The following is a 25,416-nucleotide window of genomic DNA, read 5'->3' as shown; positions in this document are numbered from 1 at the left end:
TTTTACATAGATACCAATAATATGAAAGGACTGAAAACTTACTTTACATTCTTGGAGCGAAACAAGCTCTTTACGCTGGTCAACGTGGCGGGGTTAAGCATCTCGTTGATGTTTGTGTTGCTTATCGCCAACATGGTGATGCGTCAGCTTACCGTTGACCGTGATTTGCCGGATGCCGACCGCATCTCAGTGTTTGCCAATGAGTATTGGGCAGGCGGACATTACAATCTGGGTGACCGCCTTCAAAGTCGTTATCCGGAGATAGAGGACTGGTGTGCCATGAGCATTTCAGAGCCGTTTGTTCAGGTAAACGACAAACCAGTACAGACAATGGGTGCCTGTGTGAAAAAGAACTTCTTCGAGTTCTTCCGTTTCACTTTGCTGGAAGGAAACCGCAAACAGTTATTAACCGACAATAACAGCATCGTACTCACCCGGTCGGCTGCTTTGCGCCTGTTCGGTACAGAAAAAGCCTTAGGCAAGACGCTTACCGTAGTGCCATGTAACAAGGAAACATTTACAGTAACCGGAGTCATCGAAGATATTGACAACTCCATCATATCTTCCGACATCGAGATATTCATTCCTTTTGAGAACATGAAGTACATTAACTGGGGCTGCTCTATCGAATGTACTCACATGAACAATGCGGGAGGAAGTGTGCTTTTTTTCCGCACCGCTCCCGGCTCTGACTTGAATCTGAAATCGGATGATGTGGCATCTTATTTGGGAGAATTCTTCTGGATTTACCAAAACTCCGGCACATTTAAAAAAGCCCGTTTCATCCCGTGGCATGATTTTTATTTCTCGGAAACCCCCGCCGTAGCTCCACTGAACCAGTACGACTTTAAGCTGGTGGTCATTTTCATTACCGTAGGTATACTCATCCTCTTGATGGCGGTGCTGAACTACATCAGCATGAGCGTGGCGCAAACCAGCTATCGTGCCAAAGAGATGGCAACACGCCGCCTGCTCGGTTCATCAAAGCCCAGCATATTCTGGCGTATGATTATAGAATCGTTTCTACTTACGTTCGTTTCGTTCGTCGTGGGATTTCTGCTTGCCAAAGCTGCAGAGCCGACTGCCATCGAACTGCTTCATTCTAAAATCGACATCACGGGCGACCTCAACGGAGTAACCATCATGGTTTACATCCTGTTTATCGCCGCACTGACCCTGTTGTCGGGCTTTATCCCAGCCACGATGCTTTCTAACTACAACCCGATGGACGTGGTGAAAGGTACGTTCCGCCGCAAGACGAAATCTGTTTACCTGCGCACGCTCAACATCGTACAAAGCGGACTGACCATCGCCTTGCTTACTTGTTCGGTTTATCTCTCCGTACAGATTTACCGCATCGTACACGCACCGTTGGGATATGAGTTCGGCAACGTATTGAGCTATCCGTCTATCGGTTCGCAAAAAGACCTGCAACTTTTCCGTAACGAAGCTAAGAAACTGCCTTTCGTGAAACGTGTTTCTTTCTCGTGCGGCATACCATTGGATGGGGGAAGCAACAATACCACTTACATTCCTTCGGCAGACAGTACGCTGGAAATGAGCTTTCAGACTTTCATTGTCGACTCGGCATTCTTAGATATCTATCACATTAAGATTACCGACGACCGCCATACGCCGATGGGAAGGAACAATTTCTTTATGAGCGAAAAAGCGATGAAAACGCTTGCCACCATCGGAGTTACCGACCATTTTATGAGTGACAATTACGGGCCGGTTCAGATAGCAGGAGTGTTTAAAGACTTCCGTATCCGCCGTGACCTGATAGACCACGACATTCATCCGCTCCAGATGCAAATCCAACATCCCGACAGCATCTATCCGTGGAACGTATCAGTGGAGGTACAGGACGGAGACCTAAATACTTACAAGAAAGAGCTGGACCAGCTTTACAAGATAGCTGCCAAAGATTTTTCTTTCGAGTCGGAATGGTACGATAAACAGATACGCAACCTTTACTCCGATTTCAGCCGCATGAACAGCCTGATGATTATTTTCACTTGCGCTGCCCTGCTCATTTCATTGCTCGGACTTACGGCTATGAGCATTTACTTCATTGCCCAGCGCAAGCGCGACATGGCGGTACGAAAGGTATTTGGCTCCAGTTCATCGGGTGAAATGAAACGCCTGATGCGCTTCTCACTCGTGTCGTTACTCATCAGCCTCGTTATTGCCATCCCGCTGATGATATTCGGTGTGCGTCAGATAGACAAGATTGTGACGTTCGACAGCACATTCCCGTGGTGGGTTCCGCTGGTTTCCATCGCAACGGTATCTCTCATCTCGCTGATATCTGTATTCTTCATCAGCCTGAAGGCAACACGTGAAAACCCGGTGAACAACCTGAAAACCGAATAAATCTCTCTCTATTTTCACTCTCACACTTTGCCTAATCCGGACGGAACGGAAGATTCGGAAACTCTCCGTTCCTCCGGATTTTGAGTATTTTCACCCTATGCTTTTGTCTTTATTCGGCGAATGTCCTATATTTGCCGACGAGAATTATTAACAAAAGTTGCTTATGAAAAGAATTTTATCTATTCTGATGGTTACGGCATGTTTGTTTATGGCATTGCCGTCGCAAGCCCAAATCCAATTCGGTGTAAAGGGCGGATTAAACGTTTCAAAAGTTTCTATATCGAAAGAGGTGTTCAACTCAGATAACCAAAGCGGATTCTTCATCGGACCGACGGCCGAACTTACCTTGCCTTTATTGGGCTTAGGTGTAGACGTTTCTGCGTTGTATAACCAATACGGTATTGATACGGCAGAAGGTTCTACCAAGAAGAAAAGCATCGAAATTCCTATCAACCTGAAGTGGACAATAGGATTCAGCAGTGTACTGGGAGCTTACGTGGCAGTAGGTCCGCAGTTCGGTTTCAACGTTGGTCACCGCTGGTTTAAAGACATCTGCGAATTTAATAAAAAATCGACCAGCCTCAACGTAGGAGCCGGTTTGAAAATATTAGGACATGTACATGTAGGCGCAAACTACAACATCGGATTGAAGGATACGGGTGCAATGGTGAAAAGCGACAACGGCAGCTTTACGCACGTGGATTTCGATAACAACACGTGGCAAATCTCGCTTGCCTACATGTTCTGATTATAGTGTCTTTTAAGCCTTTTCCGGCTTAGCAGAAAGCCCGAAAAATTCTACCCGATAGACCGATGAGTCTTCCGAATAGAAATGGTCAACCTTTCGGCATGGAATAAAATTTCTAACCGTAGCATTTTTCGGGGTATGCGGAAGAAAAATTCCGCCTTGCGCTTTAGCCGGACGGAAAGATTCATACAGACTATAAACAACTAACAGTCAGCCGGTTCTCTCGCTCTGCATAAAACCTTTTGCGGCGAAAGAACCGGCTGACCGTTTAATCGCAAGGATATACCACTCCCCACTCTTTGCGCAGCGCATCCATCTGGCGCATGATGCGCAACGTTTCGGCATGGGGCATGTAAGGCGACTCCAACCACCCTTTCTCCAATGCCTCGATACACGCCTTCACTTGGTATTCAAAACCGGTAATCTGCGGCGGGGCCTGATAAACGGCTACGGTCTGGTAATCCGAACCCACCACACGGACGGACGACGGGTTATTGATATTTTCTACGATGATATGCCCTTTATCGCCCGAAATAATTCCCTCGCGGTCGCTCTGCACATAGATGCTCGACTGCAAGGCAGCCATTCGCCCGTCGGCGTAAAACAGTGTGATACTTTCTTGGGCATCGACACCCGTATCCGTTTTAGTGCAGGCAGACACCGTGCGCTCCACATCCGCACCGAAAGCCATTGCCGCAAAGTTCAGCGTATAAATACCTATATCGAGCAACGCTCCCCCTGCCAGCTCCGGGCGAACAATGCGTTCTTTGCCGGAGATGGGGTAGCTTAAATTAGCCGACAGCGTACGGGGAACTCCGATCGTCCCTGCGTCTAACAGCTCTTTCACCTTAGCCGACAGCGGCAAATAGCGTGTCCAGATAGCTTCGGTGATAAACACACTTTTCTCATGAGCCAACGCCAACAGTTCTTCCGCCTGACGGGCATTGGCGGTAAAGGCTTTCTCGCACAACACTGCCTTTCCGCGCTCGATGCACATCCGCGCCTGCTCGTAGTGGAACGAATGAGGCGTGGCGATGTAAACCAAATCCACTTCGGGGTCGTCGGCAAGCGCTTCGTAAGAGCCGTATGACTTCTCGAACTGCCATTCGGCGGCAAATGCCTGCGCTTTCTCCAAGTTTCTTGAAGCCACGGCGTAACACCTTACTCCCTCCATGCGTCCCAACGTAAAAGCCATCTTACGGGCTATGTGGCCGCATCCTATGATTCCTATCTTATATGTTTTCATGCGTAATATAATTTAACCGTTCTTGCAAAGCTATAAAACTTTGCTAAAGGGGCAAGCAAGATGGAAGGCTTTTTTGTAACTTTGCAGCCATGAAAAAGTATGTCGACGTTATAGTACCTTTGCCCATTGCGGGACAATATACATACGCCCTTCCGCCGGAATGGGAAACAGAAGTGCGGATGGGATGCAGGGTTGTCGTCCCTTTCGGGAAAAAGAAATACTATACGGCTATCGTAACACGGGTACACGACACTCCGCCTGAGGCATACGAAACGAAAGAGGTGTCTGAAATACTGGACAAGCAACCGGCTTTGCTGGAACATCAGTATGCTTTCTGGCAATGGCTGGCAGATTACTATCTGTGTACGCTGGGCGACGTGTATAAAGCTGCCATGCCTTCGGGGATGAAATTAGAGAGCGAAACGCTGGTAGTATATAACCCGGACTTCGAAGCCGCCGAGCCGTTGCCCGAAAAGGAGCAGCGCGTATTGGACTTGCTGAGTGCCGACCCGGAACAATGCGTCACGCAGTTGGAAAAAGCGAGTGGCATCAAACATTTGTTGCCGGTCATCAAATCGCTGTTAGACAAAGAAGCCATCCACGTAAAGGAAGAGCTGAAGCGGGTGTACAAGCCACGCACCGAAGCGCGCGTACGGCTGACCGATGCCATGAGCAGCGAACGGAACCTGCGTTTCCAGTTCGACCTGCTTGCCCGTGCTCCCAAACAGTTGGCGCTGCTGATGAAATACATCGAACTTTCCGGTTGGACACAGCCGGGGAATCCCCCCAAAGAGGTTACACGTAAGGCACTGCTCGATGCGGCAGGGGCTTCTTCGGCAGCGCTGAATGAGCTGATTGCCAAGAAAGTATTCGAGGTTTATTTCCAAGAAATAGGCAGACTGACCCAAAGCAACGTCGATACCCTCCCGCTGAACACGTTAAGCCCTGCCCAGCAACAGGCTTATACGGGCATCTTAAACTGTTTCCGCGAAAAAAACGTCTGCTTGCTTCACGGAGTCACAGCGAGCGGCAAGACGGAGATATACATCCATCTTATCAACCAGACTATAAAGACCGGCAAGCAAGTTCTTTATTTACTTCCCGAAATAGCCCTGACCACCCAGATAACCGAGCGTCTGAAGCGTGTTTTCGGGAATCGTTTGGGCATTTACCATTCGAAGTTCCCCGATGCCGAACGGGTGGAAATATGGCGCAAACAGCTTTCCGAGCATGATTACGACGTGATATTGGGTGTGCGTTCTTCGGTATTCCTACCTTTCCGGCGGTTAGGTCTGGTTATCGTAGACGAGGAACATGAGAATACGTACAAGCAGCAAGAGCCTGCCCCGCGCTATCATGCCCGCAACGCTGCCATCATGCTTGCCTCCATGTTCGGCGCAAAGACCTTGCTGGGTACGGCTACGCCAAGCATCGAAACCTATTATAACGCCACACATGGCAAATACGGTTTGGTAACATTAACCGAACGCCATCAGAACATCCGGCTTCCGCACATCGAATTAGTCGATATCAAAGAGCTGGCACGAAAGAAATACATGACGGCACAATTCTCGCCGCTGCTTCTGCAAAAGGTTCGCGAAGCCCTTGAAAACAAAGAGCAGGTCATTCTGTTCCAGAACCGGCGCGGATTTGCCCCGATGATAGAATGCCGGATATGCGGATGGGTTCCTCGCTGTAAGAACTGCGATGTCAGCCTGACTTATCACAAAGGATTAAACCAACTGACATGTCATTACTGCGGATACACTTACCAAGTGCCGAAATCGTGTCCGGCGTGTGGCGGTACGGAGTTAATGAACCGGGGATTCGGCACGGAAAAGATTGAAGACGATATTAAAACGCTTTTCCCTGAAGCACGGGTGGCACGTATGGACTTAGACACTACACGGACGCGAACCGCATACGAAAAAATAATAGCCGATTTCGAAGAGGGAAAGACCGACATATTAATCGGTACGCAAATGGTTTCGAAGGGATTGGATTTCGACCGCGTTAGTGTGGTGGGGATTCTGAATGCCGACTCGATGCTGAATTATCCGGATTTCCGTTCATACGAACGTGCCTTCCAACTGATGGCACAGGTGGCAGGCAGGGCGGGAAGAAAAAACAAGCAGGGGCTGGTGATACTGCAAACCAAGTCGCCCGACTTGCCGCTGATTCGTCAAGTCATAGCAAACGATTACAACCGGCTTTATCAAGACCAGTTGGCGGAACGCAGTTTATTCAAATATCCCCCGTTCTACCGGCTGATATATGTTTATCTGAAACACCGCAAAGAGGATGTCCTTGACCAAGCCGCCGACCTGATGGCGACTTACCTCCGAAGCGGATTAGGAGAACGAATCCTCGGTCCGGACAAACCGCCCGTAGCGCGTGTGCAGACATTGTATATAAAGAAAATAGTGATAAAAATCGAACAAACCGTGTCGATGAAGAAAGTACGCTCGTACTTGGTTCAGGTACAACGTTCGGTAATCGAAGACGAACGTTTCCGCTCGCTTGTGGTGTATTACGACGTCGACCCGATGTAACACAAATAAACTAACATCCCATTATGAAAATAGAATTAGATGTACATACGCATACCATAGCCAGCGGACATGCTTTCAGCACGCTGCAAGAAATGGCTCATGCCGCTGCCGAAAAAGGGTTGAAAGTGTTGGGTATTACCGAACATTCTCCCGGAATACCCGGCTCGTGCGACCCGATTTATTTCCGCAACCTCCATGTTGTTCCACGGCAAATGTACGGAATCGAACTTTTGTTGGGCGCGGAGATAAACATACTCGACGGAGAAGGAAACCTTGACATGGACGAATATTACTTGAGAATGCTCGACTTACGCATTGCCGGAATCCACTCGCTTTGCTACAAGCAGGGTACGCCGGAAGAAAACACTCACGGCATGATACAAGTTATCTCAAACCCTTATATCCATATCATCAGCCATCCGGGTGACGGTACTGCCAAACTGAATTTCGAACCGATTGTCTTGGCTTCGAAAGCTCATCGGACATTACTCGAAATCAATAACAGCTCGCTAAAACCTTGCCGGCATAAGGCAGACGCAAGGGCAAACAATCTGGAAATCCTCCGCCTGTGCAAGCAGTACGAAGTGCCTGTCATTTTAGGAAGCGATGCCCATATCTCGTTCGATATTGCCACTTACGACTATGCTTTAGAGCTGGTAGCCGAAACCGATTTTCCGGAAGCGTTAATCATGAATACCAGTGTAGAAAAATTTAAAAACTATTTGTTTTAGCCCATGAAGAAAATACTCTTTGTCTGCTTAGGCAATATTTGCCGCTCGTCTGCGGCTGAAGAAATCATGCGTACTTACATTCGTCGCGAAGGACTGGAAAACGAAATCAAAGTCGACTCGGCAGGTATCAGCGGTTACCATCAGGGCGAACATGCCGATGAGCGGATGCGCGCCCACGCCCGGCGTCGCGGCTATCATATCACCCACCGTTCGCGTCCGGTTTGTACGGCTGACTTCTATGACTTCGACCTGATTTTAGGTATGGATGACGGAAATATTGATGCCCTCCACGACAAAGCCCCTACGGTGGAATCGGAACAGAAGATAGTGCGTATGACTGATTTTTGTCGGACAAAAGTAGCCGACCACGTCCCCGACCCTTACTACGGAGGTGCGCAAGGCTTTGAGAATGTGCTCGATATCTTAGAAGATGCCTGCGCTGGTTTGTTAAACTCGTATATGGAATCCGACAAACAGATTTGGAGATAAACAACCCCTGAAAACGCTACCGCATGTTTTAGGGAAAAAAAACCGAAGAATTGATTAAAACATCGGCTTGTGTTCCTTAAAACATGCGGTAGCGTTTTCAGGCAAATCATACTGCCCTCCAATGCCTTTCCGTTACTTCTTCAGTTCCGGATAGCTGATGCGCGTATGATACATGGTTTTCAGCTTTTCTTTGAATACAGCCTTTACCGTGGCAATGTCTTTAAACGTGATGGGACATTCTTTAAAATATCCTTCCTGCACCTGACTGTCGATTATCTTTTCAACCAATGCCGAAATGCTTTCTTCCGTATATTGAGGCAAGCTGCGCGAAGCTGCTTCTACCGAATCGGCCATCATCAGAATAGCCTGTTCCTTCGTAAACGGATTCGGTCCCGGATAACGAAACATTTCTTTATCTACCTCCTCACCCGGATGTGCATTCTGATAAGAGATATAAAAGTATTTCGTAAGGCCTTTTCCGTGATGGGTACTTATAAAATCTTTTATCACTTGCGGCAGGTTGTATTTGTCTGCCAATTTCAAGCCATCGGTTACGTGGCTGATAACGATTTGAGCACTCTGCCTAAAGTCTAACTGGTCATGCGGATTAACTCCCGACTGATTTTCGGTAAAGAAAGCCGGATTCAGCATTTTACCGATATCGTGATACATCGCCCCCGTACGAACCAACTGACTGTTTGCATCAATACGATTAGCAGCAGCAGCGGTGAGGTTTGCCAACTGCAGCGAGTGTTGGAATGTTCCCGGAGCAACTTCCGACATCTGTCTCATCAGTTTGTTATTAATGTTAGACAGTTCAACCAATGTAACATTTGAAGTAAAACCGAATGTCTTTTCCAAAATAAACAGCAGCGGATAAGTAAACAGCAACAAAATGCCATTGACTACAAAATGAAGGTATATATGCGTACTAAGCTGGGCTATTTTGCTGACATGAATCAAATCGAGTGCAAAATAAAGCAAAGAATAAGAACATGTTACAAACAGTGCGCACTGGAATAGCTGGGAACGCTGAGACAATTCACGCAAACTATATATACCCGCCATACCTGCCACCGTTTGCAGCAATATAAACTCATGAGGGGTACGCAGCGAGATGGAACAAAGCAAAATAGCTATCACGTGTGCCATAAATGCCGTTCGCGAATCAAGGAAAATGCGGATAATCATAGGTATCATGGCAAACGGAACGATATAGACACTCAATATAGCATGTTCGACCATGATAGAAGACAATACGGGGAAAGCTACAATAATAATAAATAACAGCGTAATACACCCCCGCTTATCGTAATAATCGCGACGGAACAACTCCAAATAAGTCATGAAACAAAAAATAAGAATCGCCACAAACAGCGTTTGCCCGAACAAAGTCAACCGTTTTTCGGCCACGGTTTCGCTTCGTTTTCCCCATTCTTTTTCCAGTGACTTCAGGATATTATAAGTATGCTGGTCGATTATCTCGCCCCTGTCGATTATCTTCTGACCGTTCATCACAAAACCGTTTGCCCAAGACAATTCACTCAACAGGTCTCGTTTCGCAGACTCCGACCGTTCGGCATCGTAAATCAAATTGGGGGTAATGTAATTATTCAGATTACAACGCTGCAACAAAGCCTTGTCGTAATGAACCGTATCCGCATTGACAAGCATTTCGTATGCCCGCTTAAAAGTATAAAGCGCTTTCACTTCAGTTTGGTTCGATGTATTTTTATCAACCATCTGAATGTGATTCAAACTGTCTTTCTGTATTTGCTCCAAATCATTGGGAGCAATAACTCCCGCTTCGTAAATCACCCGAAGCAGACGCTCGATGTGATGGCTATAGGCTGCGACCGGAATAATGTGGTTCAGGTTTCGAGCATAATCATCTTTGAATTTCCGGATCATTTGCTCGCCTATATTCTTATCAAGCCGATAATAAGGAGCGTAATTACGCATAATACTGTCTTGCTCCTTCACCATCTCCCCATCATCTTTATAGATAGGGAAATCGAAAGATGCCTGTAACAGTCCATACTTCCACGGCTTGTTTATTTCGAAGACATAATTAAATTTGCCTTCCCTCGGTAAAAAATAAACGATGACAAGCACCGTTGCGAGGAATATCAGACCTTTATACAGCAGTTCTTTTAATGACAACTGCCTTTTCATTTGAAAGTTTTTCATAACCCAATCGTATTTGGGCTGCAAAATAAGAAAAAAAGTAGAATAATAATGCTCAGAGCCTGTTTAAATTTTCCGATTAAGTATTTTTATCCGCCTCTTTTTGAGTTTGTTTCCGGTCTGTTTCCCCGTTTTCACTCATCAGATGGCCCGCTGTCCTCCTCGTAAAAACTGAAAAACATCCTCGAATACAAGTCTCAAACGCAGGCAGAGCAAAATTTAAACAGGCTCTTATTCTACTTTTATTTTCTCTTTATGTTTTGCCGAAAAAGAAACCAATTTCTTATTTCGCTTCCGGCGTTTTCTTTACAGACAGTATTTCGCTGTATTGCTTTCCATCCTTTAATACGCTGATGGCTTTCCCCAAATCTTCATCGTCTTTCAGGCGCTCCATCGCCGCACCGCGCTGATAGAAATAACGGGTTACGATTTCTTGGGCAATATACGTCTTTATCTGTTTCGAGAAGTAATCCAAATCGCGGTCAAGGTTATGGTTCAGTTTCTTCTCCAATGCCTTGAATTCTTCGGAAGCACCCTCCATGTATCCTTCAAACTCTGCCACTTCTTTCAGGCTCTTCAGCATTTTCTCACTCTGGCGGTCGTACGTAAAATCGCGCGATTTAACCAACTCCTTAAAGGTACGGTAGTCTTCGTCTGTCAACTTAAACGATTCTACCGACTCCATCGTAGGATGATCCCAGCAATACTGCGTGGCATAATCGAAGATAATGTCCTCGTTCATCAGGTAGAACACAATGTTCGGGATGCGGTCGCCCTTTACTTCTATATCCGGACGAATACCTCCCCCGTCGCGTACCTCACGACCGGCTGCCGTATGAAATACGTTCGTCAGACTGTCGGGCGTACGTGCCACTGAGCCGTCGGCGTTCTTCTTCGCATAATCAATCGCCTGAATGCAACGCCCGCTCGGTATATAATATTTCGAGGTGGTAACTTTCAGCGTACCGTTATAGGGCAGCGGGCGTATGGTTTGTACCAACCCTTTCCCGTACGTGCGCGTACCTATTATTACGGCACGGTCTAAGTCCTGCAACGAGCCGCTCACAATTTCCGATGCCGATGCCGACCCTCCGTTTACCAAAACCGCCAAAGGAATTTTGGTGTCAATCGGTTCGTTTTCGGTCTTATATGAACCTTGCGCCTGCTTCAGCTTTCCTTTCGTCACCACAATCTCCTGCCCTTTCGGTACGAAAAAGTTTACGATGTCTATCGCTTCCGACAGCGAGCCGCCGCCGTTATCCCTCAAATCCAGAATCAACGCCTTCGCTCCTTTTTGCTTCAGTTCGATAAATGCCTTCTTGAAATCTTTCGAGCAGTTCTCTGTAAAGCTGGAAAGAGCCAGATACCCGATGCTGTCGCGCACCATTCCGTAGTAAGGCACCGGATTGGTACGGATACTCTTACGGGTTATTTTAAACTCAAGTATCGTGCTGTCGTTTTTCAGCGGACGCATTACTTTCAGAATAAACGACGTGCCCGGTTCGCCGCGCAACGCCTGACTCACCTTTTCTGAAAAGTCTTGCGGTTTCATATCCCCACGTACCATCTCCTTTCCTCCCACGGCAAGAATGATATCGCCCGCCTTTACGCCTGCCTCGGCAGCCGGCATCCCCTCCGTAGGCTCGATGACAGCAATGCGGTCTTTCGCCTCGTAATAACGTATGGCTGCGCCAATGCCTCCGTATTTTCCGGTGGTCAACTCTTTCACGCTGCTCATTTCCTCCTCAGGATAATACTCGGTATACGGGTCGGTCAGTGCCAGCATCCCCCTCACACCGTTCTGAATCATCTTTTCGGCGTCAATCGTGTCTACGTAAAACATATCCAGTTCTTTGAAGATTGAATTAAACAAATCCAAGTTCTTTGCTATCTGGAAATTCCGGTCGTCTTCCTTAAAACTGATAACGCCGATGCCTACCAGCACAATCAATGCACCTGCCAATATTTTTTTCATATACATAGTTATATCATAAATTTCAAACTGCAAAGAAAAACATTATTCCGTTTATCCTCGCAAAACTCGCTTAATATTTAACTTAATTTCGCCCCATCCGTGTAAATTTATCGCCTTTTTATTCTGCCGATATCAGGGAAATAGCGGGCGCGCTGACGGATAAACTGTAATCTATTGTTTTTCAAGACAATACACAACACCGGAAACAACAAAAAATTCTATTCGGAAGACTGCCTTGTTCTATGGGTAGAACCGAATAACTTATCCGCATAAAGCACCTGACACTAACGGTAGCGTTTTTACAAGCAGTTTACAGCCTTGTTTCTGGCACAGACAGCCAACAAAAGACCGTAAATAATCCGGTAAAAAGGCTAAATCATACTTCATAAAAACAACCTTACAGCGAAAAATAATGAATAATTGAATATTTTTTTCGCAAAGATATTGCATATTTCAAAATAACCTGCTACCTTTGCCACGCAATTCGGAAAAACCTTCTTCAGTAGCTCAGTCGGTTAGAGCATCTGACTGTTAATCAGAGGGTCGTTGGTTCAAGTCCAACCTGAAGAGCCGATAAGCCGGATTGCGAAATTCTTCAGTAGCTCAGTCGGTTAGAGCATCTGACTGTTAATCAGAGGGTCGTTGGTTCAAGTCCAACCTGAAGAGCTTCATTGAACATAACTTATTACTTTCTTCAGTAGCTCAGTCGGTTAGAGCATCTGACTGTTAATCAGAGGGTCGTTGGTTCAAGTCCAACCTGAAGAGCAAAATAAAAAGCTGTTTCAAGTAGATTGAAGCAGCTTTTTTCGTATGGAATATTTCAGGGAAACATGAGACAGATTCATCCGCTTAATATCCTTTGGGGTTAAAGCGATAAAGTACCGTTTGGTCCGTATCGGCGGCATATCCTATAAGCAATCCCTCCGAATCGAAACGCAGGGAACTGATTCTTTTGCCTAATAAATAACTCTCCCTACATTCACCTTAAACATCATAGACTTCTATTATATTTCCACTCTCCATTCCGTCATCCGACTTTAAACAATAGAAGAAACCATTATGAGGTGCTACGTCCAAATAATACTGCATCAGGTAATTGTAATCCTGTATATCTGCCTGATTAGTATGACTTCCCATCGCAAACAAAGGATATATACGGTAATCTTTGATGGAATAATACTCCAACCTGTCCATGTATTTATAGGCAACTATCAAAGTCGTATCGCATACGCACTGAATAAAATCGAACGGCGTATACGAATACTCTTCCGTCCGATTGGGATTTTTGAAAGAACTTTTCACCTTCCCTACTTTCAAATCCGATATATCCCATGTCGACGAAACAGCATCGTCTACTTTCATCAAATAATTATCAGAATCTATCTGTGTAATGTAAGTAAAAGGACGACACAAACCTTCTTCATCATTATACAGCGATAAACGGGAAGCTACACGGAGCGTGTCTTTATCTGTGTCAAACAAAAGTGCCTTACGCCCCATAATATCGTATAAAAGCAACCGGTTATTTCGCGCTTCACCTGCATTAAGCGTAATAAATTCATCCGGTCCTTGTCCTATTTTCCCAAAATCGAAGCGTTTCATACATTCAGGATAGCTATAAACTGAAAGAAAGCCATCCTGCATACCGGACGTAACAAAGCAAACACTGTTTCCGTTTATGCTCCATGAAAGCAAATTAAAGGGCTGGTTTATAACAAGAGAATCCACCACCTGCAAATGAACTGCCTTCGGAATATTCCGTTCTTTCCATATAATTTCAGCTTGTTTATCTCTTGTAGTACATCCCACGGCAAACAATAACAAAATAAAAAATGATAATGTGCGTAATTTCATAAATTAATTATTTAATTTCCAAAAGAAAGGTCACTTGTTTCAGGGCAACCGCATCAAAATTTTATTAGCAGCCTAACTTGCTGATAACCCAATATTATATTTTATAATATTTGACAAGATACACTAAAGACAAACGTTGATTATCAGCATATTGACATTTTGATGCGGTTGCCCTGTCACTTGTTTGTAACCTTTCTTTTCTAATCTTTCATTAATCACTACCGACAATGCCCTTCACTTGTATTAGGGGCTTTTGACACCCATACTTGACAACAATCATAGGCTCCCCCCGATTTGTTTGTAAATGCAGTATAGCCATTTTTATAGTCACAATCAGAACCTTCATTACGAGCCAATGCTTCTATAATTGGCTAACATAAGATCTGACATACCTTCATGTGAATTAACCTTAGTCTTAATCAGACTATACCCTATTGCCACAACAACAAAAGAAATAAAAATAATCTTTAACGGTTTCATGATCATAAAATATTTTTAGTTATAAAAACAAATGTACAATATTTTAATATTTATTCATCCATAAGTTGGAAGCACCTCATTTCTCCTAACAAAATCATACTAAGATTTAAATAGGTTCTAAGCTACACCTAAGAACATTTTCTCTCAATAAAGATGACTAATGACCGAATTCTTGAGTTTTTAAACTCATAAATTCAATATTATCAGATTTCTCTGTAACTTTGCAACTCATTTTTCGTTGTACAACTACAAAACAGAATGGGACTATTTATACGAAAAAGCATTGAGGCGCTTCAGATAGAGGCGGGAGAAACAGGAAACAAAACGCTGAAACGTGTGTTGGGGCCGGTTAGTCTGGTGGCTTTAGGAGTAGGCGTAATCATCGGAGCGGGATTGTTTTCCATCACCGGAACCGTGGCGGCCGCTTATACCGGACCTGCCATTACACTGTCGTTCATCATTGCAGCCATCGGTTGTTGCTTTGCCGGACTGTGTTACGCCGAATTTGCATCGATGATTCCGGTGGCAGGAAGTGCATACACCTACTCATACGCCACGATGGGCGAACTGATAGCTTGGATTATCGGGTGGGACTTGGTATTGGAATACACCGTTGCCGCCACTACCGTAAGCATCAGTTGGAGCCGTTACTTGGTGGTATTCTTACAGGGAGTGGGCATCGAACTGCCTCACGCACTGACGGCATGTCCGTGGGACGGCGGCATCATCAATATTCCGGCAATGGTAATCGTGGTGCTGATGAGCCTCATCCTGATGCGCGGAACGGCAGGGAGCTCGTTCTTCAACGGGCTGATTGTTTTCTTAAAGGTATCTGTAATCCTTATCTTTGTGATTTTGGGATGGAAATTCATCCAAGCCGAGAACTACGTGCCTTACATTCCGCAAAACACCGGACACTTGGGGGAATTTGGCTTTTCGGGTATCCTGCGCGGTGCGGCAATCGTATTCTTTGCATTCTTAGGCTTCGACGCTGTAAGTACGGCGGCACAAGAAACCAAGAATCCCAAACGGGATATGCCCATCGGTATCTTGGTTTCGCTCTTGGTATGTACGGTGTTATACATATTGTTTGCCCATGTAATGACCGGAGTGGCTCATTATACGGATTTCTCCGGGCAGGTGGGTATCGCCCCCGTAGCAGTAGCCATCGAAAAGATGGGTACTCCGGATGCTTCGGGCATCATCCAGCCGGCTTATCCGTGGCTGAACAAGGCAATCATCTTGGCTATTCTTTTCGGCTACTGCTCGGTTATCATCGTAACGCTTTTAGGACAGAGCCGCGTTTTCCTCAGCATGAGTCGCGACGGACTGCTTCCCCCATTCTTCTCACGAATCAACGAACGCTTCCGCACACCGCTACACAGCAACTGCCTCTTCATGGTGGTAGTCAGTCTGCTTGCCGGATTCGTCCCCGCTCAAGTGGCAGGCGAAATGACCAGTATCGGTACGCTGCTCGCCTTTACGCTGGTTTGTGCCGCAGTATTGGTGGTACGCAAAACGATGCCCAACGTACATCGGGCTTTCAAGACTCCGTTCGTTCCGTTAATCCCCATTTTGGGAATCCTGACCTGCTTATGTATGATGTGTTTCCTTCCTGCCGATACATGGATACGCCTCGTGTTATGGATGCTCATCGGACTGGATATATACGCCGGCTACGGCATCAAGCACAGTAAACTTGAACCGCATCAGGCGCACCGGAAAGGAGACATGGTATTAAATATATTAGGGCTGGTACTTGCCGTATTAAGTATTATCACCGGATTATGGCATCAGCAAACCGTAGGGTGGGAAGAAGACAAGACCCTGCTTACCATCTCGTTTGTGTTTGCCTTTACCCACTGTGCATACTATATGTGGCGAATCTGGAAACACGCTCAGGCACATACCTGATTTTCTTAAAAGAAGTTATAAAATAAAATTAGCAACAAAAAACGAAAATTCAACTACCGATAAGTCTTGAAAAAGCTGTTATTTTACAGCAATTTATGTTTTTATGGATAAGAAGATATTATATGTCGCCATCCGTGCAGCCATTGAAGCCGGAGCGAAAATCATGGAAGTGTACACCGATCCTAACGCGGATTTCGAAATAGAGAAAAAGGCCGACAATTCACCGCTAACGATTGCCGACCGTAAATCGCACGAGGTCATATCATCCTTCCTAAAAGAAACGCCCTACCCGATACTGAGCGAGGAGGGAAGGAAAATAGCAACCGAGGAACGGAGAAGCTGGAACGAACTGTGGGTGGTAGACCCGCTGGATGGAACCAAAGAATTTATAAAACGTAACGGAGAGTTTACCGTAAACATTGCGTACGTACGGAACGGATATCCGGAAGCGGGCGTGATTTACATTCCGGTAAAACAAGAGCTTTACTTCGGCGACTGCGAGACAGGTGCTTATAAAGTAAACGGAATTGCGCAAGCAGCCCCTGACGGAACAGTGGAAGCACTCATGGAAAAAGGTTGCCGACTGCCTTATGAAGATAAGCATGAGGGATTCGTAGTGGTGGCATCGCGCTCTCATCTTACTCCGGAAACGGAAGCATACATCGAACAGATGAAGCAGCAACATGCACAGGTAACTACCGTATCGAGTGGCAGTTCGCTGAAACTTTGTCTGGTGGCAGAAGGGAAAGCCGATGTATATCCGCGCTTTGCTCCTACGATGGAATGGGACACGGCTGCAGGACACGCCATCGTACGCGCAGCAGGAGGAGAAGTATATCAAGCAGAAGAAAAGACTCCTTTACGTTACAATAAAGAAGATTTGTTAAATCCGTGGTTCATTGTCTTGCCTAAAGAGGGCAGACGTGAATAAGACTAAATTACATCAAGATATATGAACTTTGAAATACTTTTTGTATTACTTGGATTGGCAGGAATGTTGGCTGCGCTTATCATGGATAAGATGCGTCCGGGCATTGTCTTACTATCTGTGGTTGTGCTTTTTATGGTAGCCGGCATTATTTCTCCGAAGCAAATGGTTGCCGGATTCAGTAACCGGGGCATGATAACAGTGGCATTGCTGTTTCTGGTAAGCGAAGGAGTAAGACAAAGCGGCGCACTGACTACCATCGTAAAGAAATTGTTTCCCGATAAAACCACGACGGTAACCAAAGCCCAACTGCGCGTACTGCCTATCGTGAGTGCGTTTTCGGCATTCTTAAACAATACGCCCGTGGTGGTTATCTTTGCCCCGATAATCAAGCATTGGTCTAAAAAGGTAGGACTTTCGTGTACCAAGTTCTTAATTCCGCTGTCGTATGCCACTATTTTGGGAGGGCTTTGTACGCTTATCGGAACATCGACCAACTTGGTGATTCACGGTATGATGATAGACCGGGGCTTCGAAGGATTAAAGATGTTTGATTTAGCTTATATCGGAATACCTATCACGATAGTGGGAATCCTTTTCATTATACTGACTTCGAAAAAGCTGTTGCCGGCGGAGCGTCCGGACAACTTTGAAGAAGAAGAGGCAGACGCGGCAATGGAAAGCGGACAACACATTGTAGAAGTAGTGCTTGCCTCACGTTTTCCGGGACTAAAGCGCAAACTGAAGAACTTCGACTTTAAGCGACGCTACGGCGCCGAAATCAAAGAGATACGTCAGGGAGGGCAGATTATCACGGAAAACCTCGGCGAAGTAAGACTGCAAGAAGGCGACACGCTGGTATTGCTGGCCGACGACGCTTTTACACGGGCATGGGGAGATTCGTCTGTATTCTTGATGATAACAAACGGAAAAGACATCCCTACACGCTTTGTGCCTGCATGGAAAAAATGGACGGCATTTGCGCTTCTCCTGATCATGATTATAGGAGCTACCATCGGCGAATTGCCTTTCACACAAGAACGTTTCCCAAATGTGAAGTTAGACATGTTCTTTTTCGCCTCGGTTACGGCAGTGATAATGGCATGGCTTAAATTATTTCCGCCCAAGAAATATACGAAATACATCAGTTGGGATATCCTGATAACCATTGCCTGTGCATTTGCCATCAGCTCGGCAATGGAAGAATCGGGCTTGGCTGCACTGATTGCCGAGTTTATTAAAAACGTTTCAGGCTCTTTGGGCGCATGGGGAGCGCTTGCCCTACTCTACTTCGTTACGCTTATCATCACCGAGCTGATTACAAACAACGCGGCGGCGGCGCTGGCGTTTCCGCTGGCGTTAGAAACGGCAAGCAAATTCGGAGTAGACCCGATGCCGTTCTTCATTGCTATCTGTATCGCGGCTTCGGCAGGATTTGCCACACCCATCGGTTACCAGACCAACCTGATTGTGCAGGGAGCCGGAAATTATAAGTTTACCGACTTCATGAAAATAGGTATCCCGATGGACTTGATTGTTATGATATTGTCTATTATACTTATTCCTTTAATTTGGCCTTTCACGCCAACTGTATAAATTTATGGAACATATTTATCCGATATTTGATAAAATGCTTACCCGAGCCGACAAGGAAAACTTGTTGGGCCAGCGCGGACTGATGGTTTGGTTTACCGGCTTGAGTGGTTCGGGAAAAAGCACGATTGCCATCGCTTTGGAGCGCGAACTCCAGAAACGCGGGTTGCTGTGCCGTATTCTCGACGGTGACAACATCCGTAGCGGAATCAACAATAATTTAGGATTCTCGGAAGAAGACCGAATCGAAAACATACGCCGCATTGCGGAAGTAGGCAAACTGTTTGTCGATACAGGAATCATCACCATCGCCGCTTTTATCAGCCCGAACAATGCCTTGCGCGAAATGGCGGCAAACATCATCGGGAAGAACGATTTTATGGAAATCTATATCAGCACGCCGCTCGAAGAGTGTGAACGGCGCGATGTTAAAGGGCTGTATGCCAAAGCAAGACGGGGGGAAATAAAAAACTTCACCGGCATCTCGGCTCCGTTTGAAGCTCCCGTTCATCCGGCACTTTCGATAGACACGTCGAAGCTGTCGGTTGAAGAATCCGTAGCAGAACTGTTGAAACTTATTTTACCTAAAATACGCATCAACGGAATACTCTGATAACCTGCATTTTATGACGCAAGATAAAACTGCGGTTTGCCCCGGAAAACACTACCGTTAGTGTTACCCGTTCCATGCGGTAGAGTTGACCATTTCTACCCATAGGACTGACCGGTTCATCCGCAAGAATTTTCAGCCCCTGAAAACAGGTTCAAAATTGCGTTATAACAAGCATTGCTATATATAAAGAAATAAAGAACAGAATAAATTCTTCATTAAAAAACAAGATATGATATGAAAGAAGAATACAGACTAAGCCACTTAAAAGAACTGGAGGCAGAATCCATCTACATCATCCGTGAGGTGGCTGCCGAATTTGAAAACCCGGTGATGCTTTACAGCATCGGCAAAGACTCCTCCGTAATGGTACGCTTGGCGGAAAAGGCCTTCGCTCCGGGAAAAGTTCCTTTCCCGCTGATGCACATCGACTCGAAGTGGAAGTTTAAAGAAATGATACAATTTCGCGACGAATATGCCAAGAAGTATGGGTGGAATCTGATTGTGGAAAGTAACATGGAGGCTTTCCGCGCCGGTGTAGGACCGTTTACGCACGGTAGCAAAGTACACACCGACTTGATGAAAACGCAAGCATTGCTTCATGCGTTAGACAAATACAAATTCGACGCCGCATTCGGAGGTGCACGTCGCGATGAAGAAAAATCGCGCGCCAAAGAACGTATCTTCTCATTCCGCAACGAGTTTCATCAATGGGACCCGAAGAATCAACGCCCGGAGCTGTGGGACATCTATAATACACGCATCCGCAAAGGAGAGAGCATTCGCGTATTCCCGCTGAGCAACTGGACGGAACTCGACATCTGGCAGTACATCCGCTTGGAGAATATCCCCATCGTCCCGCTGTATTTCGCAAAAGAACGTCCGGTGGTTAATATCGACGGACAGTTGATTATGCCCGATGATGACCGCCTGCCGGAAAAATACAAGGATAAAATAGAGATGAAGAAAATCCGTTTCCGCACATTGGGATGCTGGCCGCTGACGGGAGCCGTGGAAAGTGAAGCCGACACCATCGAAAAGATAGTAGAGGAAATGATGACTACCACCAAGAGCGAACGTACGACGCGCGTCATCGACTTTGACCAAGATGCGAGCATGGAACAAAAGAAACGTGAAGGATATTTTTAAACAAGGAAGTATGGAACATTTAGATAAAAACAAATCAGGGAATCCGATGGAAGGTGAAGAAAGAGGCACAATGTCTATCGAAGAATTTCTGAAGAAAGATGAACAGAAAGACTTGTTGCGTTTCCTCACTGCCGGTTCGGTAGACGATGGAAAATCAACCCTTATCGGGCGACTCTTATTCGACAGCAAGAAACTGTATGAAGACCAGCTCGACGCTTTGGAGCGCGACAGCAAACGGGTGGGCAACGCAGGCGAACACATTGACTATGCTTTGCTGCTCGACGGACTGAAGGCTGAACGGGAGCAAGGTATCACCATCGACGTGGCTTACCGTTATTTCTCGACCAACAACCGTAAGTTTATCATAGCCGATACTCCGGGACACGAACAATATACCCGTAACATGATTACCGGCGGCTCGACGGCAAACTTGGCAATCATCCTCGTCGACGCCCGCACGGGAGTTATCACGCAGACTCGCCGCCATACGTATCTGGTTTCTTTATTGGGAATCAAACACGTGGTATTGGCTGTCAACAAAATGGACTTGGTAGACTATTCGCAAGAGGTATTCGATAAAATCGTAGCCGAATATAAAGCCTTTGTCACCCCGTTGGGCATCCCCGACATACAGTGCATCCCGCTTTCTGCACTCGAAGGCGACAACGTGGTAGATAAATCTGAACGTACTCCGTGGTATCACGGCGTTTCGCTGCTGGAGTTCCTCGAAACGGTTCACATCGGCAACGACCATAACCTGACCGACTTCCGCTATCCGGTACAGTATGTATTGCGTCCGAATCTGGACTTCCGGGGTTTCTGCGGCAAAGTGGCTTCGGGAGTTGTACGCAAAGGTGATGAAGTGATGGCTTTGCCTTCGGGCAAGAAATCGCGGATAAAGAGCATCGTTACTTACGACGGCGAGCTGGATTATGCTTATCCGCCCATGTCGGTTACGCTGACGCTCGAAGACGAAATCGACGTATCACGCGGTGAGATGCTGGTACATCCGGATAACGTCCCGATGATTGGACGTAACTTCGAAGCCATGCTGGTATGGATGGACGAGGAAAAGATGGACTTGGAGAAATCGTTCTTCCTGAAGCAGACCACCAACACCAGCCGTACACGCATCGACTCCATCAAATATAAAGTGGACATCAACACAATGGAACATCTGTCTGTTGAGAACGGACGACTGGCGAAAGAGGACGTGCCGATGCAACTGAATCAGATAGCCCGCGTGGTGTTGACTTCATCTAAGGAGTTATTCTTCGACCCATATACCCAAAACAAACCTACCGGAGCGTTTATCCTTATTGACCCGATTACCAACAATACCAGTGCCGTAGGTATGATTATCAATCGTGTAGAGGATAAAGACATGCACACGACGATGGAACTTCCGGTTTTAAACTTACCTAAATTAGGCATTGCTCCCGAACATTACGAAGCAATAGAAAAGGCGGTAAAAGACTTGGAACGTCAGGGTATTGCCATCGAAGTAAAGAAATAACCACGCAACTATCATTTTTTTCAACATTCAATTATCAACTTAATGGGACTACTTGAATTTAACAAACTTCCGATAAACACGTTGGTTGGGGCAGACTGGAAAACCTTTAACCAAATAACCAAAGGACGTGACATCGACCCGGCATATCGAGGTAAGTATCGGCTGACCAAAGCTGTTTGTCGCCTGCTCTCTACGCTGACGTCTCTGCAAGAGAGCCGTTATAAAAAGCTGCTTGCCGATAAACCGCTGGAACATGATCCGGTATTCATTCTGGGACATTGGCGCAGCGGAACCACTTTCATGCACAACGTATTTTCTTGTGACAAGCATTTCGGTTACAATACGACTTACCAAACGGTATTCCCCCATCTGATGATGTGGGGACAACCGTTCTTCAAGAAAAACATGAGCTGGCTGATGCCTGACAAACGCCCTACTGACAATATGGAGCTGGCGGTAGACCTCCCGCAAGAGGAGGAGTTTGCCTTGTCGAACATGATGCCTTACACCTACTACAACTTTTGGTTCCTGCCTAAATACATGCAGGAGTACGCTGATAAATACTTACTCTTCAATGATATTAGCGATGAAGAACTGAAGGTGTTTGAAGAAACATTCGTCAAGCTGATAAAAATTTCGCTGTGGAATACACACGGAACGCAGTTCTTGAGCAAGAACCCTCCTCACACGGGCCGTGTGAAAGAGCTGGTAAAAATGTTCCCCAACGCGAAGTTCATCTACCTGATGCGCAATCCGTATACCGTGTTCGAGTCAACGCGCAGTTTCTTTACCAATACCATCCAGCCGTTGAAACTCGAAGACATCAGCAACGAAGAGTTGCAAGCCAACATCTTGTCGGTTTACGCCAAACTGTATCATAAGTACGAAGCAGACAAGAAATACATTCCCGAAGGAAACCTGATAGAAGTAAAATTCGAGGATTATGAGAAAAATGCTTTCGACCTGACGAAAGAAATTTACGAGAAACTCTCTATCCCCGGATTCGCAGAAGCAGAAGCCGACATCAAAGCATACGTAGACAAGAAAAAGGGATACAAGAAAAACAAATATCAGTATAAACCCGAAACGGTGAAACTCGTGGAAGAGCATTGGTCGTTTGCCCTTGAAGATTGGGGTTACAAACTATAATCCAGACGAAACATGCTTATCACGATTATCATTCTTGCCATTTCAGCCATTTTCTTCGTCAGCGGAAAAATCCGTTCCGACTTGGTTGCCTTGTGTGCGCTTGTCGCACTCCTTCTATGCCATATCCTCACACCGGAAGAAGCACTGTCGGGTTTCTCAAGTTCGGTGGTAATCATGATAATAGGACTGTTCGTAGTAGGCGGGGCTATCTTCCAGACCGGACTGGCGAAAATAATAAGTTCGCGTATACTGAAACTCGCAGGAAAGAGCGAGACACGGCTGTTTTTGCTTGTCATCTTGGCAACTGCCGCCATCGGAGCTTTTGTGAGCAACACCGGTACGGTGGCACTGATGCTTCCCATCGTTGTCAGCTTGGCTATGAGCGCGGGCATGAATCCCAGCCGCCTGCTGATGCCGCTTGCTTTTGCCAGCAGCATGGGCGGAATGATGACGCTAATCGGTACGCCGCCCAACTTGGTTATCCAAGATACGCTGACGGCTGCCGGTTACGAACCGCTCTCTTTCTTCTCATTCCTTCCGGTAGGTCTGGTTTGCCTGCTGGTAGGCATCATCGTGTTAATGCCTCTCAGCAAGCTGTTTTTATCCGGAAGAAAGAAACGGGAAGACGATGCAAAGTCAGGAAAATCGCTCAAGCAGCTGGTCAACGAGTACGGACTGTCGCATAACCTGTTCCGTCTGTTGGTTACCGAAACTTCCAAGTTGGCAGGTTCTACGGTAATCGAGCTCGACATCCGGCGCAAGTATGGGCTGAACATCTTGGAGATACGCCGAGGCGACCTTTCGCGCCACCGCTTCCTGAAAACGATTGCGCAGAAGTTAGCTTCGCCCGATGCCGTTCTTCAGGCAAACGACATCCTTTACGTTACGGGAGATTTCAACCGGGTAAAGGAGTTTGCCGATGAATACGCCGTATCAATACTCGACGGACACGCTACGGAGGAAACCAACCGCAACGAAAATTCTTTGGATTTCTACGACATCGGTATCGCCGAAATCGTATTGATGCCTACTTCACTGCTGATAAACCGCACGGTAAAGGAAATCGGGTTCCGCGACAAATATAACGTGAATGTGCTGGGGATTCGCCGGCAGCGCGATTACTTGTTACGAGACCTCGGAGACAAGCGTGTGCACAGCGGAGATGTTCTGCTTGTGCAAGGCACATGGAACAATATTGCCCGCTTGGGACGCGACGGGACCGACTGGGTGGTATTGGGGCAGCCTCTTGCCGAAGCCGCCAAAGTAACCCTCGACTACAAGGCTCCCGTAGCCGCCGCCATCATGCTGCTGATGATAGTAATGATGGTGTTCGACTTCATCCCCGTAGCCCCCGTGACTTCGGTCATGATAGCCGGCATCCTGATGGTTTTAACCGGCTGTTTCCGGAATGTGGAAGCGGCATACAAAACCATCAACTGGGAAAGCGTGGTACTAATCGCCGCCATGCTGCCGATGTCGCTCGCGCTGGAGAAAACCGGAGCATCGGCATCCATATCCAATGCACTGGTAAGCGGTTTGGGCAGCTACGGAGCTTTCGCACTCTTGGCAGGCATTTACTTTACCACCTCGCTGCTCACCATGTTCATCAGCAACACGGCTACGGCGGTGCTTCTTGCCCCGATTGCCCTCCACAGTGCAGAGCAGCTCGGCATCAATCCCGTCCCGTTCCTGTTTGCGGTAGCCGTAGGCGCAAGCATGTGTTTCGCCTCCCCGTTTTCCACACCGCCCAATGCGCTGGTCATGCCCGCCGGACAATATACATTTATGGATTACGTAAAGGTAGGGCTTCCGCTTCAAATCATCATGGGTATCGTAATGGTATTTGTGCTTCCGTTGCTCTTCCCGTTTTAAGCGAAAAACGCTACGGGTAAGACCACTCATTTCTACCCATAGAAATG

17 protein-coding genes and 3 tRNA genes are annotated in these 25,416 nt (G+C 46.5%); 16 read left to right on the top strand and 4 right to left on the bottom strand.

Annotated elements, in window-relative coordinates:
- Window positions 1-21 precede the first annotated feature (21 nt).
- Both M3085_RS00385 and M3085_RS00380 read left to right on the top strand, forming a co-directional pair.
- A complete protein-coding gene (locus M3085_RS00385) occupies window positions 22-2,376 on the top strand; it encodes an ABC transporter permease (RefSeq protein ID WP_249052027.1) in 2,355 nt (784 codons plus the stop codon).
- Between the two features lie 163 nt (window positions 2,377-2,539).
- Window positions 2,540-3,124, top strand: coding sequence for a porin family protein (locus M3085_RS00380; RefSeq protein ID WP_191710580.1), 585 nt, complete (start codon window positions 2,540-2,542; stop codon window positions 3,122-3,124).
- Window positions 3,125-3,392: 268 nt separating this feature from the next.
- On the opposite strand, the gene M3085_RS00375 is transcribed toward M3085_RS00380, so the two are convergent.
- Complete coding sequence (locus M3085_RS00375) at window positions 3,393-4,370, bottom strand: Gfo/Idh/MocA family protein (protein WP_249052026.1); 978 nt, start codon at window positions 4,368-4,370, stop codon at window positions 3,393-3,395.
- Between the two features lie 89 nt (window positions 4,371-4,459).
- Between M3085_RS00375 and priA the strand changes: the two genes are divergently transcribed.
- Genes priA through M3085_RS00360 form a run of 3 tightly spaced genes read left to right on the top strand, consistent with a single transcriptional unit; the run spans window position 4,460 to window position 8,142 of the window.
- Window positions 4,460-6,922: a primosomal protein N' gene (gene priA, locus M3085_RS00370; RefSeq protein WP_249052025.1), complete on the top strand. Its 2,463-nt coding sequence runs from the start codon at window positions 4,460-4,462 to the stop codon at window positions 6,920-6,922.
- 23 nt (window positions 6,923-6,945) lie between these two features.
- Window positions 6,946-7,653, top strand: coding sequence for a phosphatase (locus M3085_RS00365; RefSeq protein ID WP_178257120.1), 708 nt, complete (start codon window positions 6,946-6,948; stop codon window positions 7,651-7,653).
- 3 nt (window positions 7,654-7,656) lie between these two features.
- The gene (locus tag M3085_RS00360; protein WP_249052024.1) at window positions 7,657-8,142 is read left to right on the top strand and encodes a low molecular weight protein-tyrosine-phosphatase; all 486 of its coding nucleotides are present in this window, start codon (window positions 7,657-7,659) and stop codon (window positions 8,140-8,142) included.
- Window positions 8,143-8,274: 132 nt separating this feature from the next.
- Here the strand turns inward: M3085_RS00360 and M3085_RS00355 are convergent, their stop codons facing one another.
- Both M3085_RS00355 and M3085_RS00350 read right to left on the bottom strand, forming a co-directional pair.
- Window positions 8,275-10,332: an HD family phosphohydrolase gene (locus tag M3085_RS00355; protein WP_178257122.1), complete on the bottom strand. Its 2,058-nt coding sequence runs from the start codon at window positions 10,330-10,332 to the stop codon at window positions 8,275-8,277.
- A gap of 280 nt (window positions 10,333-10,612) precedes the next feature.
- Window positions 10,613-12,310: a S41 family peptidase gene (locus tag M3085_RS00350; protein WP_249052023.1), complete on the bottom strand. Its 1,698-nt coding sequence runs from the start codon at window positions 12,308-12,310 to the stop codon at window positions 10,613-10,615.
- A 490-nt stretch (window positions 12,311-12,800) separates the two neighbouring features.
- Between M3085_RS00350 and M3085_RS00345 the strand changes: the two genes are divergently transcribed.
- From M3085_RS00345 to M3085_RS00335, 3 genes are all read left to right on the top strand, one after another.
- A tRNA-Asn gene (locus M3085_RS00345) sits at window positions 12,801-12,874 on the top strand.
- A gap of 22 nt (window positions 12,875-12,896) precedes the next feature.
- Window positions 12,897-12,970 (top strand) — tRNA-Asn (locus M3085_RS00340).
- A gap of 25 nt (window positions 12,971-12,995) precedes the next feature.
- Window positions 12,996-13,069: transfer RNA gene (locus M3085_RS00335), tRNA-Asn, on the top strand.
- Window positions 13,070-13,288: 219 nt separating this feature from the next.
- Here the strand turns inward: M3085_RS00335 and M3085_RS00330 are convergent.
- On the bottom strand, window positions 13,289-14,158 hold the full coding sequence (locus tag M3085_RS00330; protein ID WP_249052022.1) for a TolB-like 6-bladed beta-propeller domain-containing protein: 870 nt from the start codon (window positions 14,156-14,158) through the stop codon (window positions 13,289-13,291).
- A gap of 738 nt (window positions 14,159-14,896) precedes the next feature.
- Here M3085_RS00330 and M3085_RS00325 point away from each other — a divergent pair.
- From M3085_RS00325 to M3085_RS00290, 8 genes are all read left to right on the top strand, one after another.
- A complete protein-coding gene (locus M3085_RS00325; protein WP_249052021.1) occupies window positions 14,897-16,552 on the top strand; it encodes an amino acid permease in 1,656 nt (551 codons plus the stop codon).
- A 103-nt stretch (window positions 16,553-16,655) separates the two neighbouring features.
- Complete coding sequence (gene cysQ, locus M3085_RS00320) at window positions 16,656-17,483, top strand: 3'(2'),5'-bisphosphate nucleotidase CysQ (RefSeq protein WP_249052020.1); 828 nt, start codon at window positions 16,656-16,658, stop codon at window positions 17,481-17,483.
- A 21-nt stretch (window positions 17,484-17,504) separates the two neighbouring features.
- Window positions 17,505-19,076: an SLC13 family permease gene (locus M3085_RS00315; protein ID WP_249052019.1), complete on the top strand. Its 1,572-nt coding sequence runs from the start codon at window positions 17,505-17,507 to the stop codon at window positions 19,074-19,076.
- A 4-nt stretch (window positions 19,077-19,080) separates the two neighbouring features.
- Complete coding sequence (cysC, locus tag M3085_RS00310) at window positions 19,081-19,686, top strand: adenylyl-sulfate kinase (protein ID WP_249052018.1); 606 nt, start codon at window positions 19,081-19,083, stop codon at window positions 19,684-19,686.
- A gap of 234 nt (window positions 19,687-19,920) precedes the next feature.
- Window positions 19,921-20,832 (top strand): sulfate adenylyltransferase subunit CysD, encoded by a 912-nt coding sequence (cysD, locus tag M3085_RS00305; protein ID WP_178256745.1) that lies wholly within the window; start codon window positions 19,921-19,923, stop codon window positions 20,830-20,832.
- 10 nt (window positions 20,833-20,842) lie between these two features.
- The gene (cysN, locus tag M3085_RS00300) at window positions 20,843-22,348 is read left to right on the top strand and encodes a sulfate adenylyltransferase subunit CysN (protein WP_191710572.1); all 1,506 of its coding nucleotides are present in this window, start codon (window positions 20,843-20,845) and stop codon (window positions 22,346-22,348) included.
- Between the two features lie 42 nt (window positions 22,349-22,390).
- The gene (locus M3085_RS00295; RefSeq protein WP_204499608.1) at window positions 22,391-23,497 is read left to right on the top strand and encodes a sulfotransferase family protein; all 1,107 of its coding nucleotides are present in this window, start codon (window positions 22,391-22,393) and stop codon (window positions 23,495-23,497) included.
- Between the two features lie 12 nt (window positions 23,498-23,509).
- On the top strand, window positions 23,510-25,369 hold the full coding sequence (locus tag M3085_RS00290) for an SLC13 family permease (protein ID WP_249052017.1): 1,860 nt from the start codon (window positions 23,510-23,512) through the stop codon (window positions 25,367-25,369).
- The last annotated feature ends 47 nt before the right edge of the window (window positions 25,370-25,416 follow it).

Source organism: Bacteroides caecicola (assembly GCF_023337095.1).
Taxonomy (GTDB): domain Bacteria; phylum Bacteroidota; class Bacteroidia; order Bacteroidales; family Bacteroidaceae; genus Phocaeicola; species Phocaeicola gallinarum.
This window is presented reverse-complemented; position numbering and strand designations above follow the sequence as displayed.

Bases quoted from the DNA above. Each gene is read 5' to 3' on its own strand.
- M3085_RS00385 (WP_249052027.1), top strand. From the start codon at position 22: ATGAAAGGACTGAAAACTTACTTTACATTCTTGGAGCGAAACAAGCTC.
- M3085_RS00380 (WP_191710580.1), top strand. From the start codon at position 2,540: ATGAAAAGAATTTTATCTATTCTGATGGTTACGGCATGTTTGTTTATG.
- M3085_RS00375 (WP_249052026.1), bottom strand. From the start codon at position 4,370: ATGAAAACATATAAGATAGGAATCATAGGATGCGGCCACATAGCCCGT.
- priA (WP_249052025.1), top strand. From the start codon at position 4,460: ATGAAAAAGTATGTCGACGTTATAGTACCTTTGCCCATTGCGGGACAA.
- M3085_RS00365 (WP_178257120.1), top strand. From the start codon at position 6,946: ATGAAAATAGAATTAGATGTACATACGCATACCATAGCCAGCGGACAT.
- M3085_RS00360 (WP_249052024.1), top strand. From the start codon at position 7,657: ATGAAGAAAATACTCTTTGTCTGCTTAGGCAATATTTGCCGCTCGTCT.
- M3085_RS00355 (WP_178257122.1), bottom strand. From the start codon at position 10,332: ATGAAAAACTTTCAAATGAAAAGGCAGTTGTCATTAAAAGAACTGCTG.
- M3085_RS00350 (WP_249052023.1), bottom strand. From the start codon at position 12,310: ATGTATATGAAAAAAATATTGGCAGGTGCATTGATTGTGCTGGTAGGC.
- M3085_RS00330 (WP_249052022.1), bottom strand. From the start codon at position 14,158: ATGAAATTACGCACATTATCATTTTTTATTTTGTTATTGTTTGCCGTG.
- M3085_RS00325 (WP_249052021.1), top strand. From the start codon at position 14,897: ATGGGACTATTTATACGAAAAAGCATTGAGGCGCTTCAGATAGAGGCG.
- cysQ (WP_249052020.1), top strand. From the start codon at position 16,656: ATGGATAAGAAGATATTATATGTCGCCATCCGTGCAGCCATTGAAGCC.
- M3085_RS00315 (WP_249052019.1), top strand. From the start codon at position 17,505: ATGAACTTTGAAATACTTTTTGTATTACTTGGATTGGCAGGAATGTTG.
- cysC (WP_249052018.1), top strand. From the start codon at position 19,081: ATGGAACATATTTATCCGATATTTGATAAAATGCTTACCCGAGCCGAC.
- cysD (WP_178256745.1), top strand. From the start codon at position 19,921: ATGAAAGAAGAATACAGACTAAGCCACTTAAAAGAACTGGAGGCAGAA.
- cysN (WP_191710572.1), top strand. From the start codon at position 20,843: ATGGAACATTTAGATAAAAACAAATCAGGGAATCCGATGGAAGGTGAA.
- M3085_RS00295 (WP_204499608.1), top strand. From the start codon at position 22,391: ATGGGACTACTTGAATTTAACAAACTTCCGATAAACACGTTGGTTGGG.
- M3085_RS00290 (WP_249052017.1), top strand. From the start codon at position 23,510: ATGCTTATCACGATTATCATTCTTGCCATTTCAGCCATTTTCTTCGTC.